Origin of the sequence: Bacillus sp. V3-13, assembly GCF_002860165.1 — a bacterium.
Taxonomy (GTDB): domain Bacteria; phylum Bacillota; class Bacilli; order Bacillales; family Cytobacillaceae; genus Bacillus_BJ.
In genome coordinates this window covers 57,236-71,283 of record NZ_PGUZ01000044.1, presented here as the reverse complement: position 1 = coordinate 71,283, position 14,048 = coordinate 57,236, and the positions used below count along the sequence as shown (strand labels likewise).

Annotated in this window: 17 protein-coding genes and 1 pseudogene; 10 read left to right on the top strand and 8 right to left on the bottom strand. The window is 39.6% G+C overall.

Annotated elements, in window-relative coordinates; all coding sequences use genetic code 11:
• Position 1: 1 nt before the first annotated feature.
• From CU633_RS16520 to CU633_RS16495, 6 genes are all read right to left on the bottom strand, one after another.
• Entirely contained in the window at positions 2-733 is a 732-nt protein-coding gene (locus CU633_RS16520) for an MBL fold metallo-hydrolase (protein ID WP_101661689.1), read from the bottom strand.
• A gap of 321 nt (positions 734-1,054) precedes the next feature.
• Positions 1,055-1,975: a phosphatidylinositol-specific phospholipase C/glycerophosphodiester phosphodiesterase family protein gene (locus tag CU633_RS16515; RefSeq protein WP_219620970.1), complete on the bottom strand. Its 921-nt coding sequence runs from the start codon at positions 1,973-1,975 to the stop codon at positions 1,055-1,057.
• Positions 1,976-2,274: 299 nt separating this feature from the next.
• Positions 2,275-2,580, bottom strand: coding sequence for a spore coat protein (locus CU633_RS16510; protein ID WP_101661688.1), 306 nt, complete (start codon positions 2,578-2,580; stop codon positions 2,275-2,277).
• On the bottom strand, positions 2,577-2,771 hold the full coding sequence (locus tag CU633_RS16505) for a hypothetical protein (RefSeq protein ID WP_101661728.1): 195 nt from the start codon (positions 2,769-2,771) through the stop codon (positions 2,577-2,579). Before CU633_RS16505 ends, CU633_RS16510 begins: the two co-directional genes overlap by 4 nt.
• A gap of 66 nt (positions 2,772-2,837) precedes the next feature.
• The gene (locus tag CU633_RS16500; protein WP_101661687.1) at positions 2,838-3,122 is read right to left on the bottom strand and encodes a spore coat protein; all 285 of its coding nucleotides are present in this window, start codon (positions 3,120-3,122) and stop codon (positions 2,838-2,840) included.
• 16 nt (positions 3,123-3,138) lie between these two features.
• Positions 3,139-3,327: a hypothetical protein gene (locus tag CU633_RS16495; protein ID WP_101661686.1), complete on the bottom strand. Its 189-nt coding sequence runs from the start codon at positions 3,325-3,327 to the stop codon at positions 3,139-3,141.
• A gap of 192 nt (positions 3,328-3,519) precedes the next feature.
• Here CU633_RS16495 and CU633_RS16490 point away from each other — a divergent pair, with 192 nt between their 5' ends.
• From CU633_RS16490 to CU633_RS16480, 3 genes and pseudogenes are all read left to right on the top strand, one after another.
• On the top strand, positions 3,520-3,873 hold the full coding sequence (locus CU633_RS16490; RefSeq protein ID WP_101661685.1) for a sulfurtransferase: 354 nt from the start codon (positions 3,520-3,522) through the stop codon (positions 3,871-3,873).
• Positions 3,874-3,890: 17 nt separating this feature from the next.
• Complete coding sequence (locus CU633_RS16485) at positions 3,891-4,151, top strand: metal-sensitive transcriptional regulator (protein ID WP_101661684.1); 261 nt, start codon at positions 3,891-3,893, stop codon at positions 4,149-4,151.
• 133 nt (positions 4,152-4,284) lie between these two features.
• Positions 4,285-4,395, top strand: a pseudogene (locus tag CU633_RS16480) (DsrE/DsrF/DrsH-like family protein); the annotation flags it as partial.
• A gap of 221 nt (positions 4,396-4,616) precedes the next feature.
• On the opposite strand, the gene CU633_RS16475 reads toward CU633_RS16480, so the two are convergent.
• Together CU633_RS16475 and CU633_RS16470 are read right to left on the bottom strand one after the other, a co-directional pair.
• Positions 4,617-5,300 (bottom strand): response regulator transcription factor, encoded by a 684-nt coding sequence (locus tag CU633_RS16475; RefSeq protein WP_101661683.1) that lies wholly within the window; start codon positions 5,298-5,300, stop codon positions 4,617-4,619.
• 42 nt (positions 5,301-5,342) lie between these two features.
• Positions 5,343-6,839, bottom strand: a complete 1,497-nt coding sequence (locus CU633_RS16470; protein ID WP_101661682.1) for a sensor histidine kinase — start codon at positions 6,837-6,839, stop codon at positions 5,343-5,345.
• 118 nt (positions 6,840-6,957) lie between these two features.
• On the opposite strand from CU633_RS16470, the gene CU633_RS16465 reads away from it, so the two are divergent.
• The 7 genes from CU633_RS16465 to kduD all read left to right on the top strand — a co-directional run bounded on the left by CU633_RS16465 (position 6,958) and on the right by kduD (position 14,023).
• Positions 6,958-8,265 carry an ABC transporter substrate-binding protein gene (locus CU633_RS16465; protein ID WP_101661681.1) on the top strand — a complete coding sequence of 436 codons (1,308 nt, stop codon included), beginning with the start codon at positions 6,958-6,960 and terminating at the stop codon, positions 8,263-8,265.
• A 73-nt stretch (positions 8,266-8,338) separates the two neighbouring features.
• A complete protein-coding gene (locus CU633_RS16460; protein ID WP_101661680.1) occupies positions 8,339-9,238 on the top strand; it encodes a carbohydrate ABC transporter permease in 900 nt (299 codons plus the stop codon).
• 48 nt (positions 9,239-9,286) lie between these two features.
• Positions 9,287-10,156: a carbohydrate ABC transporter permease gene (locus CU633_RS16455; RefSeq protein WP_101661679.1), complete on the top strand. Its 870-nt coding sequence runs from the start codon at positions 9,287-9,289 to the stop codon at positions 10,154-10,156.
• Between the two features lie 198 nt (positions 10,157-10,354).
• The gene (locus CU633_RS16450) at positions 10,355-11,554 is read left to right on the top strand and encodes a glycoside hydrolase family 88 protein (RefSeq protein WP_101661678.1); all 1,200 of its coding nucleotides are present in this window, start codon (positions 10,355-10,357) and stop codon (positions 11,552-11,554) included.
• Between the two features lie 83 nt (positions 11,555-11,637).
• On the top strand, positions 11,638-12,291 hold the full coding sequence (locus tag CU633_RS16445; RefSeq protein ID WP_101661677.1) for a YesL family protein: 654 nt from the start codon (positions 11,638-11,640) through the stop codon (positions 12,289-12,291).
• Between the two features lie 59 nt (positions 12,292-12,350).
• Complete coding sequence (kduI, locus tag CU633_RS16440) at positions 12,351-13,181, top strand: 5-dehydro-4-deoxy-D-glucuronate isomerase (protein ID WP_101661676.1); 831 nt, start codon at positions 12,351-12,353, stop codon at positions 13,179-13,181.
• 59 nt (positions 13,182-13,240) lie between these two features.
• Positions 13,241-14,023, top strand: a complete 783-nt coding sequence (kduD, locus tag CU633_RS16435; RefSeq protein ID WP_101661675.1) for a 2-dehydro-3-deoxy-D-gluconate 5-dehydrogenase KduD — start codon at positions 13,241-13,243, stop codon at positions 14,021-14,023.
• The last annotated feature ends 25 nt before the right edge of the window (positions 14,024-14,048 follow it).

The following is a 14,048-nucleotide window of genomic DNA, read 5'->3' as shown; positions in this document are numbered from 1 at the left end:
GTCATTCGCTCCTTTTCTGTTGATGGTAATCAAGACTCTGTTCGGCTGCAGCAATTGCATGGTCTATTTCGGTTCCCGGTTGCAACAGCATCTGTCCGTGCCCTACGGCTAATAAGGACGGCCAGTAGCTTTGCAGCTTGCGTGCACTTTCCAGCGCTGCGTGCTTATTCCATGTTGCCATTGCAGGGAATGGAAACAATGGCCGCAGCTGCCCCGATACCGCAATACCGCCCCTTGTTTGAAAGGCATCGCCTGCAATTAAGGCGTGATTCCGAGTGTCGAGGAACGCCATTGAACCCGGGGTATGTCCCGGAACGGCTATGGCAAGCAACGAACCAATCTGTTCACCATCATGGAGCAATACATCCGCCCGGGTCTTTAGTTTTTTTGGGACTCCGCCACGGATTGGGGCATCCGGTTCGTTCGGGTCAATCGTCCGGTCTCCAGCCATCAAGCGGGCATCCCGGCTGGAAATATGCACGGGCACATCGGGAAGCTCTATTTTGAGAGCATCGAGTGCACCAACATGGTCTTCATGTGCATGTGTAAGCAAAATTCGAACAATCGGTTTTCCAATTTTATCGGCTGCCTTCAGAATTCCCTTCCCACTGTATGGCAGTGCAGCATCAATTAAAGTCAAACCTTCGTCTTCCTCTATCAAAAAACAATTAACAGGAAAAAAATCCGGCAGAAACGTCAATTGGTAAATAGTTTTTGCTCGGGTCATGCGCATTATTAGATCCTCTCCCCTGAATGTTTTCGAAAACTAATATGATTAGTTTTATAATAACTAACATTATTAGTTTTTGCAAGCATCAACTATTAAGCTTAGTGATTCAACAATCCTTCCAACGAAAATATATACCATGGATAGGGTCCTAATACATTTAAGCATGTTATTTTAAAGGCTACTGCCGGCACAGGGCTGGTTAACGGATAATAGTTTTTTCAGGAATAGGTAGTTGTTGGGTAAGAATGAGTTTGTGTGAATGTAACAAGGCTTCCGGTCACAATACCGGAAGCCTTGTTTTTAATTAGAAATCCCACTGAAGCCTTAATTGTCCCCTTGTTCTTCGTTATTACTGTTGTTTTCAAAACTAATGTAAGGTTCAGATGGTTGTGGATCATGTTTCTTAAGAAACTCCTCAAGACCCGCCAAATCATCAGTATTAAGGAAATCGACCCTGGATTTTAAAAGCTCCTTCCAAAGAGCTTCACGTGCAGGCGATGAGAGATCTGGCGTAGCCCAAAAGCGAACCTTCTGTCCGTTAGCATGTGCTGTTGAGACGATCGAATTTAATTTTTCGCGTTCTTCTTTTGGCATTGGCCCATCACCCAACCAGGTAAAATGCTTTGTCCAGTTATCGCTGATCACTGGAATAAAATCACTCGAAGTATCTGAACCAAGGTCGCTCATTCGACCATCATATGCAGCATAGCGAACTTTCTGGTTTTCCATCAAAGTTCGTGGACGATTTCCAGAAATATAAACAGTGATTGCGCCTGGCTTTACTCCTGCAGGGACAAATTTTGTAAGCATACTCTTATACGCGCGGAGCTGCTCGTCGATAGCACGATAAGTAGCCTCACCCTCTGATTTAATATCGATCCAAAGAATAAACTCATGCTCATAGTCCTTATAAACCGCTCCATTATTCTGCCTAACGATAGCCTTTAATGGATCAAGATAAAGTGATTTTAATGTGCGACCGGCACGAATTTCTTCCTTATCATGTGCAACAAGGAGTTCCCCATCAACAAGCCAGACGTCAGCTTCAACACTTGTAAAACCATGCTGGAGGGCATCAAGTAGTGGACGGGTATGCTCGTAATCATTATGAGCGTGGGCTCTTGCAAGAGGTAAAACACTCTCCGGGTTTTTTGATTGCCTGTCATTCTCCTCAGCAGCGGTAGGAATTCCTGAAATAGAGATCATAAAAACAGTAAGGATAAACAAGACCAGCCATTTTTTCATAGATTGTTACCTCCGTTTAAAAATCATTTCAGCTCCCATTCTAAAAGCATAAAAGACAGCTTTCAACGTGAATTCCTCAATTTTTACATATAGCAACAAACACTTAATAAAGTTTGTAAAAGCTTAATATTTAGCGGGGGATTGGTTGAATAAGTAATTAGAGGAAGCGCAATTTGAGCCGAAATATTAAGAGGAATAAATGGGTCGCTTATTGAGTGAGAATTTGTTAAAAATCACCTTCTGAGTAATAGTGTATCACCCACGCGTATTGCGTGGGCTTTTTACATTCAAAAGAAATTTTATTTATTTGATTGAGCCGTGTTGGTAGCTTTTTGGGCAGCTTGTAAATCAATGCTGAGTTGCTTTGACATATCATTAGGGTGGTAATAACCTTTTGAAACCATATAGTCTGTAATTTCCTGGTGTTTATCAATGGAGTCGTTTAAATATTGTGTTAGCGTTTCCCTTACTTCCGGGGTGGCGGACTCCGTAATCGCTCTTGCAATCATTTTAATATCCGCTTTGGTTGCGAACAAGAAATCTGTTGCAATGACTTGCTCATTCATTGCGTCCATCCCGGTCATATTTTTCATGAATTCGTTCAAGACTTTTCACTCCTGTTTGTTATAAATTCCTGTAAACGCTGGATCTGCTCTTTTGTTTTTGATACATCTTTCGATAAAAGGTTTTTAAGCTTTTCGTCCTCAACTAAACCAGTCATCGTTGACGATTTGGTTGAGCATACATTTTTAAACATCAGTAACTCATGAAGTTCCAAACTTTCATGTACTCCCATATATGTGGCCAAAAAAATCTGCTCCTTTCGCGGTAAGTCCCGCATCATTTTTCGCAGTACTGGTGGTCAGTGCGATTGTGTCATGTTGATCGCTGCCTGTGATGCATTTAAATCGAGTCTTATTTGTTCCTGGACATCATGTGGATGGTAATATCCATGAGATATCATGTAACTGCTGATTTGTTCGTGGGTTTGGATTGCTCTCATCAGCTGGTCGCGAAGCGCATTTTTCAGTTCAGGTGTAGCAGTTTCTGTGATCGCCTGCGCATATGCTTTAATGCCTGATTTTGCAGTAACCAAAAATTCTGTTGCCACGGTAAGATCGGTCGTTTTGTTCGTTTGTCCGTTCATAACTTTTCCTCCTTCTCTAAGATAGAAAGCGTTGTAGCTGCTGAATTTCTGATTTTGATGCCGTTGCATCCGCCGATAAAATTTGCTTTAGCTCGTTATCTTGAGCCATACCGCCAAGTGTTGTTGATTTGGTCAAGCATGTATTTTTAAATACTAACAACTCATGTAATTCAAGGGTTTCATGAATCCCCAGGTCCTTTGCCATCCGTCTCACTCCTTTCTGTGCTTAAGCCCCTGTTTATAATTTGTAGTCACCGCGTTCTTATGCATCCAGTCGGGAAAACTTTTCGTAAGAGCAATGGAACGATTTTTGGAAGCATTTATTTTGACAATATACCTATTGGGGTATAATATGAGCAATGTGATCCTGGTTGTTCCATAACAAGAGGTGGATATGATGCTTTATGTATTAATCGCTTTATTTTCGATTCTATTTCTTTTTATTTATCGTCGGTATTTCCCGGTATATGGCGTACCGTGCAAAGATATTAAGATTGAACACGGTAACAAGATAGAGGTAATATTAGATTTAAGGGATTATAATGTTGCTGCAAAAGATCCCGTGAATGGCGCGCTCAATATTCCCATTGCGTATTTAAATAGATCTTTTCAGGAAGTACCCCGGAAGGAAGTTCATATCCTCGCTTCCGATAAGCTGGAAAAGAATATTGGAGTGCGGATTTTGCGTCAAAAGGGATTCAAGGTAATCGGGTATGCGTTAGCCGATTGCGGATGTCATCATAACAAGTAAATAGGAGGTCACAACATATGGAGTTTGATAATCAGACTAAAAATAGGGTTAAGCGGATTGAAGGACAGCTAAGGGGTATTTTAAAAATGATGGAAGAAAATAAGGATTGTAAAGAAGTCATTACGCAATTATCTGCCACCAGGTCGGCAATTGACCGCACAATAGGCGTTATTGTCAGCTCCAATCTTGTAGAATGCGTACGGGAAGCTAATGAAAACGGCGAAAACACGGAGGCATTAGTGAAGGAAGCAGTAAATTTACTGGTGAGGAGCAGATAGAATAAAAAGGGTTGACACCCTCTTTTATTTTCATTATTATAATACCCACTGGGGTATTTTGTATTGTAATCTAAAGAAGAATTTTTTTAATTATAAAAATACCCCATAGGGTAAAAATGCGGGAGGAATAAAAATGACTGAAAAGAAAAAAACAACCATTGTATTGTTCAGTGGCGATTATGATAAAGCGATGGCTGCTTACATTATTGCAAACGGTGCTGCTGCTTGTATACACCTTTTAACCCCAACATTTAGTATAGAACGTAAATTAATAAACCTTTCACAACATTTAGATCCTTTATCACATAGATCAAAAAGGGATTATAACAAATAACAAAAAAAAAAAGAAACACAGGATACCTGGGGGAATCTTCCGTTTCTTTTATTGCTACAGCTTATAATTTTTTTAGGCTGTCTGTCCTAGGTGAAGGAAAAGGGTAAACTTCAGCTCAACCACTATCTAGCTTAAGAAATATCTTTTAATATATCGAATAGTTTTAGCTCGTTCACTTCGTCTACAATTTCCCTGGTCGTTTTCTTATGAAACTTTTGTAACAGTCTGCCAATCTGCTTTTTAATTGTTTCGATTTCTACGGCGCGTGCTTCGGCTATTTCCTTCCGTTTTAACCCGCTGCAAAGCAGTTTTAATACCTCCAGCTCGGATGGTGTTAGGCTGGCGATAATTTTAAAAAAATGGGTTAAATGATCTTCTGATTTTTTGATCCGTGCGAACTCCTGTCTGATTTTTTCAGCAATAATTGGGCGAATGGGTGATTGGTTGTTGGAGGCGGAATAAATGGCTTCCAGTATTTCTTCCTTCGGTGCTGTTTTAATTACATAATCGACGATACCAGTTTGAAAGGCGGCAAAGACAATGTTATTATCTTGATGGACAGTCAGCATAATGACTTTTGTTTCGGGCAATATTTTGTGGATTTCTGCTGCTGCATTGATCCCTGCCATTTGGCTTTCCATTTCAATATCCATCAATATAATGTCCGGTCGCTTGACCGCAGCATAGGCAACCGCTTCATATCCGCTTTTAGCTGAAGCTACTAACGAAAGATTTCCAACACCGCGAATCATCCTATCAAGGCGTCTCCTGTTAGCTTCCATATCATCCGCAATTAAAATCTTAATGTTTTCCACTAGAACCCTCTCCCATAAAAGAATGAATAAGGGGGTACATTTTTATACCCTCTTTACCAGCGGCAATAAAATGTCAAATTGAGTTAATTTCCCTTTCTCGCTTGAAACTTCAATTTTTCCTTCATGAGCCGTAATAACTTTATGGCAAAATGACAGCCCAATGCCCCAATTGGTAATGGTCGGTTTTGTAGAAAAAAATGGTGTGAAGATTTCATTGATGTTTTCAGCATCAATTCCTGGACCGTTGTCCATGATTGTTATCGTTCCCCATAGTTCCACTTCATTAATTTTGATCCAAATATCCCCATTTCTATCTACAGCTTCTACTGAATTTTTTAGGATATTGTAAATTACTTCATGGATTTGGTCTTCATCAATATAAACCAGAATGCTGAAATTAGGTCTTTCATAATGGATAGTTGCATCTGTCAAATGGAATCGTTCAATTGCTCTCTCGATGGGAATGTTTAGTGGGACAACTTTCATGTTAAGCGTAATCTGCTTAAGCTTATCATTTGCGTCATTAATGTTTTGAAAGGATTTTTCACAAGAATCCATGATTAGCTTTAGACTGTATAACGCCTCTTCATCATCAGCAAATCGTTCCTGTAAGTATTCCGTTTCCGAGCGAATGGCGAGTAAGTGGTTCTTGATCGCATGTGTAAACGCTCTAACTCCCAAAGAAGCAGTGTCAATTTTTTTCTTTGTAATAAAATTGATGCTTGAATAGCGGGCTTCATTCGATTTGTATTTAAAAACATTGTAGACCATAAACGAGATTGCAAAGAGAGCAATAATGGGAAAAAAGCGATACTCCACTAAAAACAAATTGATTGGCGGCTGCAAATAGTTTATATAACTACTACTGAATGTTGTTCTGACAAAGTTGCTTGGTGCCCAATTAAAAATAAAGAGGTGCACAAATGTCAAAGGCACCAGGCTGATTAAATTATAGAGCGTATAATCACGGATAAATCTAAGCCTGTAATAACGGGAATAATGGTATGCGAATAAAGCCAGGCTTATTAAAATATAAACGAAATTTACCACCTGGAACACAATATCTCCTGCACGGCTGTATACCTGGTATTGATGCAATAATCCGCCTCTAAAAGCATAGTCCTGTACCGTGAGATTCATGCTTGGATCATAAAAAAGGTATTGGACGATGGCGATCCCGCCAATGGCCACGAAAAAATAGCCCCATTTTTTATTAAACTTAAGGTTCCACACAAACGAAACAGAGTAACTTAACAAAGAAAAATAAAAGAGGATGATCCCAAAATTAAACAGGCGGATCAATGTATTCGCATCAAAGTTAATTAATACAAGATTATTCCAGGTGCCTGGACTGAAATCTATAAATTGATTGACAACACTATAATAGTAATTGAATTTTGACAGGTAGAGTGTAAAAGAAACATAGGCTAATATCCAGCCAATTGTTAATGTACTTAAAAAGAAGATGGACCAGCTATTTAAATTTTTATAGATAAATAGTACTAAAAGAACAATACAAAGCAGGTATAGAAAAATCACGGAAGTCACTCCCAGTGTGGTTAAAAAGGGGAATAAAATTTTCTACTTATGACAAAAAATGAAAACCCTTACACTCAGTATATAACAAAATATTTAAAAAATTAAGGGGGAAATTTGCATGAAAAAAGTAATGAGTTTATTAGCTTTCTTGATATTATTCATCGGCGTGATTGCAGGATGCTCCAATGGCGGCACAAAAGAAGGGAGTGCCGAAGGAGAAACGTCGGATGGCTCAAATGAAAAAGTCAATTTAAAAATGGCTGTATTCCCGGCGGATCAGGAAGTTTTTGAAAGAGCATACGAAAATTTCAAAAAGGATCATCCGAATATTAACATCACATTTGAAAGCTTCCCGCAAGAGCAATATTATGAAAAGCTCCGTATGCAGCTTTCAAGTGGCGAAGGCTATGATTTATTTACTGGGCAAATGGATAATATGATCGACACGGGAGTGCTGGCACCGCTGGATGATTACATTCAGGAAAGTAAAATGGATGTATCTGGATACGGAACGATGTATGAAGCCTATAAAGTAGATGGTAAGGTTATGACTCTGCCTTATCGTAAATCCAACTGGATGCTCTATTATAATAAAACCCTGTTTGATGAAAAAGGGATTGACTATCCAAGTGATGATATGACCTGGAATGAATTCCGCGAATTGGCGAAAGAGATGACCAGTGGAAGTGGGAATAATAAAATATATGGTGCTTATTTACAACAGTGGCCGCAAACATGGTATATGAGTGCTGTTCAAGCTGGCGCGTCCATCATTGATAAAGACTTAACACCTTTTAAGGATGCATTGCAGTTAAGGGTTGACCTTGAAAAAGACGGCTCCATTATGAAATGGTCTGAACAAGTATCTACTGGTGCTCATTATAATGCGGCATTCCAAAAAGGAAATATTGCCATGAACATAATTGGGGACTGGCATGTTGCCCAGCTGCGCCAGGCAGAAAAAGAAGGAACTTTAAAATTTGACTGGGATGTAGCTCCAATTCCGCATCCAGAGGGTGTTGCAAAAAATACATCACTTGCATTGCCTGTATCGATCATGATGAATAAAAACACGGAACATCCAAAAGAAGCATTTGAATTCCTCAAATATATGACAGGCAAGGATGGTGCCATGCTGCTTGCTTCAGAAGGATATTTGACAGGCTATATGGATGAAGATATTGAAAAGGCGTATCTCGGTGATGGATCGCAAAAACCGAAAAATCTTCATTATTTCTTAGAAACAAAAGATTATCCTGAATACCCCATGATCCCGGGAGTAAATAATATTGTGGTAAGTCAGATATTTAAACAAGAGGGAGAGCTTGTTTTAATCGGCCAGAAATCTGTTGATGATGCGATTAAAGACATAACAAAACGTGTTCAAAGTGAATGGGCAAGCAAGTACGGCGATCAACAAAAATAAAGGAATGACGCACTGCTGCTGGAGTGATATAAAGCGGCAGTGCACTGTTTGTTCCTGGAAAGGGCTGAAGACGATGAAGAAAAACAGAAGACCCAAATCGACTGTGATTAGACGAAACCGCTTGATCGCCTATGCATTTCTACTCCCAAATATCATCGGTTTTCTTGTATTTATCTTTATTCCTGTTATTGCATCTTTTTTGATGAGTTTTACCTCATGGAATGGCTTCGGAAATATAGAGTTTATCGGACTAGAAAACTACAAGACTTTAGTATATGATCCTAATTTTCGAATTTCATTTGTTAATACCATTCTTTTCACATTGATTTCAGTACCAGCTACATTATTTTTGTCGATTCTCGTGGCAGTTGCTTTAAATCGGGGCATCCGCTTTCTCAAACTTTTTAGAACCGCAGTGTTTTTGCCTTATGTTACAGCGACCATTGCGGTTGGAGCAGTATGGCAATTAATCTTCAATCCTACAATGGGGCCCGTCAATGGTTTCTTGATGAGGTTTGGAGTCGAGAATCTGCCTGGATGGCTTTCTTCTCCGAACTGGGCGTTGGTTTCAGTTTCTATTGTGTATATATGGCATTCAATTGGTTATTATATGATTCTCTATTTGGCGGGACTGCAAAATATACCTGACGATTTGTATGAGGCTGCCGATTTAGATGGGGCAGGCCCAATCGCAAAATTTTTCAATGTAACATTACCCATGCTGTCATCTGTCATATTCTTTACGATGATTATCGGTGTAATTAACTCATTTAAAGTCTTTGATTTAATTTATACTTTGACTGGAGGAGGGCCTGGAAGGTCAACACATGTTCTTGTATATGATATTTACAATACGGCCTTCAAGCAATTTGAATACGGATACGCTTCTGCGATGGCATACGTGCTGTTCTTGATCATTCTTATCTTCACATTTTTCCAATTTAAAGGCCAGAAAAAGTGGGTCAACTATTAATTCGCCATTTTACAACGTCTAAACAAGAAGAAAGGAGCTGAAATTTTCATGGAGATTGTCACAAATCCTTCAGTTTATACAGATACATCTAAACCGCGGAAAATAGTCGTGAAAAAAATGATCACCTATATTGCCTTGATATTGGTTTCATTAATAATGATTCTTCCGTTTATCTGGATGCTTTCAGCATCATTGAAAGCAGAATCGGAAATTTTCGGATTCCCTGTTAAATGGATTCCAGAAACATTTCACTGGAGCAATTACAAAGAAGTTTGGACACGGGTGCCGTTTCATATTTATTACTTAAATACATTGAAGATTTCTGTTATCACCACCATTTTGCTTGTGATTAATAGCTCGCTCGCAGGCTATGCTTTTGCAAAAATTAAATTTCCTGAAAACAATATCTTATTTTTCATCTATATCGCTACGATGATGATTCCTTATCAGGTCATGATGATTCCACAATTTATGCTGATGAGTGAGATTGGACTCGTCAATTCCCACTGGGCACTGATATTACTCGGCTCATTCAATCCATTTGGTGTTTTCTTGTTCCGTCAGTTTTTCTTATCGATACCCGATGAATTATTGGAAGCTGCAAGAATTGATGGCCTATCCGAGTTTGGCATCTATCGCAAGATTATAATGCCATTGTCTAAACCTGTGATTGCAACCTTAGTGATTTTTACCTTTATGCATTCTTGGAACGATTTTCTTGGTCCATTGATTTACTTAACGTCTGATCACTTATACACATTGCAGCTAGGAATCCAGCATTTTGTAACTCAATACAATACAGAATATTCACTGCTAATGGCTGCGGCAGTTTCCGCCATCGTACCAACCATCCTTGTTTACTTCCTGGCTCAAGACCATTTTATCAAGGGAGTTGCTAACACTGGTATAAAAGGATAAAGGTGCGCAATGTTTGTGAATCAATGGCATCGCTAGGCAGCAGGTAAAAAAAGAGGATTGCTTTACTACTTTTCCCATTTCATGAAAGATAGAAGATCCTTTTCAGATTCGATTGCAGAAGGACTGGAGCAGGACAAAGTCCATGGCTTAAAGACTTAAAAGAACCTTTTCTACTATATATTTTGAGGTGATCCTGAAATGGCTGTATTTGTTGATGAAGTTCGAGAAGAAAAAATCCAGGATAAAGAACGGTTTGAGAAAACCCCTGCTGTCAACCGGGCTTTTGTGGAAAAGGCAATCCAGCATGTATTAGCTAAAATTGATCAAAGCTTAGATGTTTTTACAGATATGTTTCCCGATTCAAATAGTGAAAATCTTGTCTATAAACCAATCCAAAACGTGGAATGGACAACAAGCTTTTGGACGGGGATGCTGTGGCTTGCCTATGAATACACAGGGGAGGAAAAATACCGTAAAGTGGCCGAAAAGCAAGTGGAGAGCTTCATAGAGCGCCTTGATAAGCGGATTGAACTAGACCATCATGATCTGGGTTTTTTGTACACTTTGTCCTGTGTAAGCGCATATAAGTTAACGGGAAATGAAGAGGCGAAGGAAACTGCAATTAAAGCCGCAGATTTATTAATTACCAGATATCTCGATAAAGCAGGCATTATCCAGGCGTGGGGAGACTTGAATGATCCAAAGGAACGGGGGAGGATGATCATTGATTGCAATATGAATCTGCCTTTGCTTTACTGGGCTTCCGAAGTGACAGGAAAACCTGTTTATCGTGAAATTGGTCAAACGCATGTCAAGCAGGCGGCTAAATATATAGTCAGGCAGGATGCTTCAACCTTCCACACTTATTACATGGATCCAAACACAGGTAAACCATTGTATGGAAACACAAGGCAGGGTTATTCTGATGATTCCTGTTGGGCACGCGGGCAATCATGGGGTATTTATGGATTTCCTTTAAGCTACCATTATATTCATGATTGGAGTTTAATCGAATTGGCGAAAAAGCTTGCAAACTATTATTTAAATAGACTGCCGGAAGATCAAATTTGCTACTGGGACTTAATTTTTACAGAAGGTGATGAAGAACGTGACAGTTCTGCGGCAGCCATTACCGTTTGCGGACTGCTGGAGATGGCGAAGCATTTGCCTTTAACCGATCCAGAAAGGAGAACGTATGAAAATGCGGCCCTTCTAATGATTCAATCATTATATGAAAACTATACAACTGAAATTGATAGTGAAGCTAATGGTATTCTGAAGCACGCTGTCTATTATAAAGGCGGTGGCCGCGGAGTAGATGAGAGCTGTATCTGGGGAGACTATTATTATTTTGAAGCTTTGATCAGGCTCGTTAAGGACTGGAAAATGTATTGGTAAGGGAAAGATAAAGCCGTCTTGGGAAACGCCCGTCTTTTAATGAATTTTCATAAACTCAGTTCGGGAAAGGGGAAGAGATAGGGATGATAGATGGCAAGATTTATAAAACTATGGAATTCATTATGAATGCGTTCTTGTTGAATACCCTCTGGCTGATGACATGCCTCCCAATCCTGACCATTTTTCCTGCGACAGCCGCCATGTTCGGTGTTGTACGAGAGTGGAAAAATCGAAGAGATATTCAAATTTTTTCTTCTTTTTTCTGTCTATTTAAAGATAATTTTAAACAAAGCTTTTTGATTGGAATTTTGTGGATGGCTTTTGCCGGCTTGCTTTTGGGGGATTTTATTATAACCAATCAACTAAATTCCGATGTTAAATACATCTTATTTTCATTCTTTTTTCTGTTAGGAATTTTGTACTTGTTTGTTTCTATCTATATTTTCCCTGTGATCGTTCATTACCAAGCATCTTTGGCACAGGCTATTAAGAATGCATTGCTATTGTCAATCAGCTGCTTGCATTATACCTTCTTGTCTATCCTGATCATTGCTGGGGCCGTTGTATTATGTCTCTATTTCCCTGCAGCCATGTTAATGAGTTTCAGCATTGGCGCTTATCTAATCTACTCCTTAGTAAGCAGGGGATTTCCCAATGAAAATGAGGACTGCAATGTATTTTCAAGTAAAGAGGTTTTTCAGTTTGCTAACACTGATCACGGCAAAATTGTTCGCTAGTATTTAAATTTTAACTTAAGCCTTTTAAGGTCAATACCATCAAAAAGGAGAGATAAATAATGGAGACACGTTACGCACACCATCCGGAGGATATGAAAAAATACACAACAGATGAACTGAGAAGAGAATTTCTCGTTGAAACTCTTTTTGAATCAGGCAAGGTTCACTTGACTTATACGCATGTTGACCGAATGATATTTGGCGGAGTAACTCCGGCTGAACAGGAATTAACGATTAAGCTTGATAAAGAATTAGGAGTCGAGTATTTCTTAGAACGCCGTGAACTTGGAATTATCAACATCGGCGGAGAAGGCTCTGTCGTGCTTGATGGAACAGAATATGACATGCAGCAGCGAGACGGATTATATGTTGGCAAAGGTACAAGGGAGGTATTATTCTCTTCCAGGGACGCCAGCAATCCAGCCAAATTTTATATTAATTCCGCTCCGGCACATCATACGTATCCGACAGTGAAAATTGATATTAACAAAATTGATCCGTTACAAATGGGTGCTTCTGAAACATTAAATGAGCGCAAAATCTATCAATACGTTCATCCAAATGTTTGTGAGAGCTGCCAGCTGCAAATGGGATTAACAATGCTCGCACCGGGAAGTGTCTGGAATACGATGCCATGTCATACTCATGAGCGCCGTATGGAAGTTTATTTATATTTTGATATGAATCCTGACACTCGCGTTTTCCACTTTATGGGCAAGCCGGATGAAACAAGACATTTAGTGATGAAAAATGAACAAGCAGCCATTTCACCAAGCTGGTCGATCCATACAGGAACCGCAACAAGCAACTACACCTTTATTTGGGGGATGTGCGGAGAAAATATCACTTATAGCGACATGGACCATGTGAAAATGGAAGAATTGCGCTAACCACTAAGCGAGGGCGAAGTTCTATAACAGTATCTAGTTAGATAAGGAGGATGAATGGAATGGCGAATGATCTTACATCATTTTCACTTGATTATTTTAGCCTAATCGGTAAAGTGGCGATCGTTACAGGAGCAAATAAAGGATTAGGGCAGGGGTATGCTGCTGCGCTTGCCAAAGCTGGTGCCGATCTTTTTCTTGTCTCCAGGAGCGGAGATTGGGATGAGACAAGGGGAATAATTGAAGAAACAGGGCGGAGGGCTGTGTTTTTTCAAGCGGATTTAAGTAATAGGGATGCCGTAAAACAAGTAGCAGCAGAATGCCTAAAAACATATGGAAAGATTGATATTTTAGTAAACAATGCTGGTACGATCCTTCGTGCTCCATTATTAGAATATAAGGAAGAAGACTGGGATGCAGTTATGGAGGTCAATTTAAATTCTTTATACTTACTGAGCCAGGAAGCGGCCAAAGTGATGGTTGAGCGGAAGAGCGGAAAAATTATTAATATTGCTTCCATGCTTTCATTCCAGGGCGGTAAGTTTGTGCCGCCATACACAGCTAGTAAACATGCGGTTGCAGGTCTTACAAAAGCATTTGCAAATGAATTAGCGGAATATAATATTCAAATCAATGCGATTGCCCCTGGTTATATTGCAACAGATAATACAGCCCAAATTAGAGCGGATGAAAAGCGAAACACTGAAATCCTGTCCCGCATCCCGGCCGGCCGCTGGGCAGATCCGTCTGATTTGATGGGCGCTGTCGTATTTCTATCAAGCAGAGCTTCCGATTATATAAACGGTCATATTTTAGCGGTCGACGGAGGATGGTTGGCACGGTAAAGGAATTCTATTTTAAGATTTTTGA

Coding starts and splice junctions, on each gene's coding strand:
- CU633_RS16515 (WP_219620970.1), bottom strand. CDS start 1,975: ATGAAAAAATGGCTGGTCTTGTTTATCCTTACTGTTTTTATGATCTCT.
- CU633_RS16490 (WP_101661685.1), top strand. CDS start 3,520: ATGCTTTATGTATTAATCGCTTTATTTTCGATTCTATTTCTTTTTATT.
- kduI (WP_101661676.1), top strand. CDS start 12,351: ATGGAGACACGTTACGCACACCATCCGGAGGATATGAAAAAATACACA.
- CU633_RS16495 (WP_101661686.1), bottom strand. CDS start 3,327: ATGGCAAAGGACCTGGGGATTCATGAAACCCTTGAATTACATGAGTTG.
- CU633_RS16520 (WP_101661689.1), bottom strand. CDS start 733: ATGCGCATGACCCGAGCAAAAACTATTTACCAATTGACGTTTCTGCCG.
- CU633_RS16505 (WP_101661728.1), bottom strand. CDS start 2,771: ATGGGAGTACATGAAAGTTTGGAACTTCATGAGTTACTGATGTTTAAA.
- kduD (WP_101661675.1), top strand. CDS start 13,241: ATGGCGAATGATCTTACATCATTTTCACTTGATTATTTTAGCCTAATC.
- CU633_RS16455 (WP_101661679.1), top strand. CDS start 9,287: ATGGAGATTGTCACAAATCCTTCAGTTTATACAGATACATCTAAACCG.
- CU633_RS16460 (WP_101661680.1), top strand. CDS start 8,339: ATGAAGAAAAACAGAAGACCCAAATCGACTGTGATTAGACGAAACCGC.
- CU633_RS16445 (WP_101661677.1), top strand. CDS start 11,638: ATGATAGATGGCAAGATTTATAAAACTATGGAATTCATTATGAATGCG.
- CU633_RS16465 (WP_101661681.1), top strand. CDS start 6,958: ATGAAAAAAGTAATGAGTTTATTAGCTTTCTTGATATTATTCATCGGC.
- CU633_RS16485 (WP_101661684.1), top strand. CDS start 3,891: ATGGAGTTTGATAATCAGACTAAAAATAGGGTTAAGCGGATTGAAGGA.
- CU633_RS16500 (WP_101661687.1), bottom strand. CDS start 3,122: ATGAACGGACAAACGAACAAAACGACCGATCTTACCGTGGCAACAGAA.
- CU633_RS16450 (WP_101661678.1), top strand. CDS start 10,355: ATGGCTGTATTTGTTGATGAAGTTCGAGAAGAAAAAATCCAGGATAAA.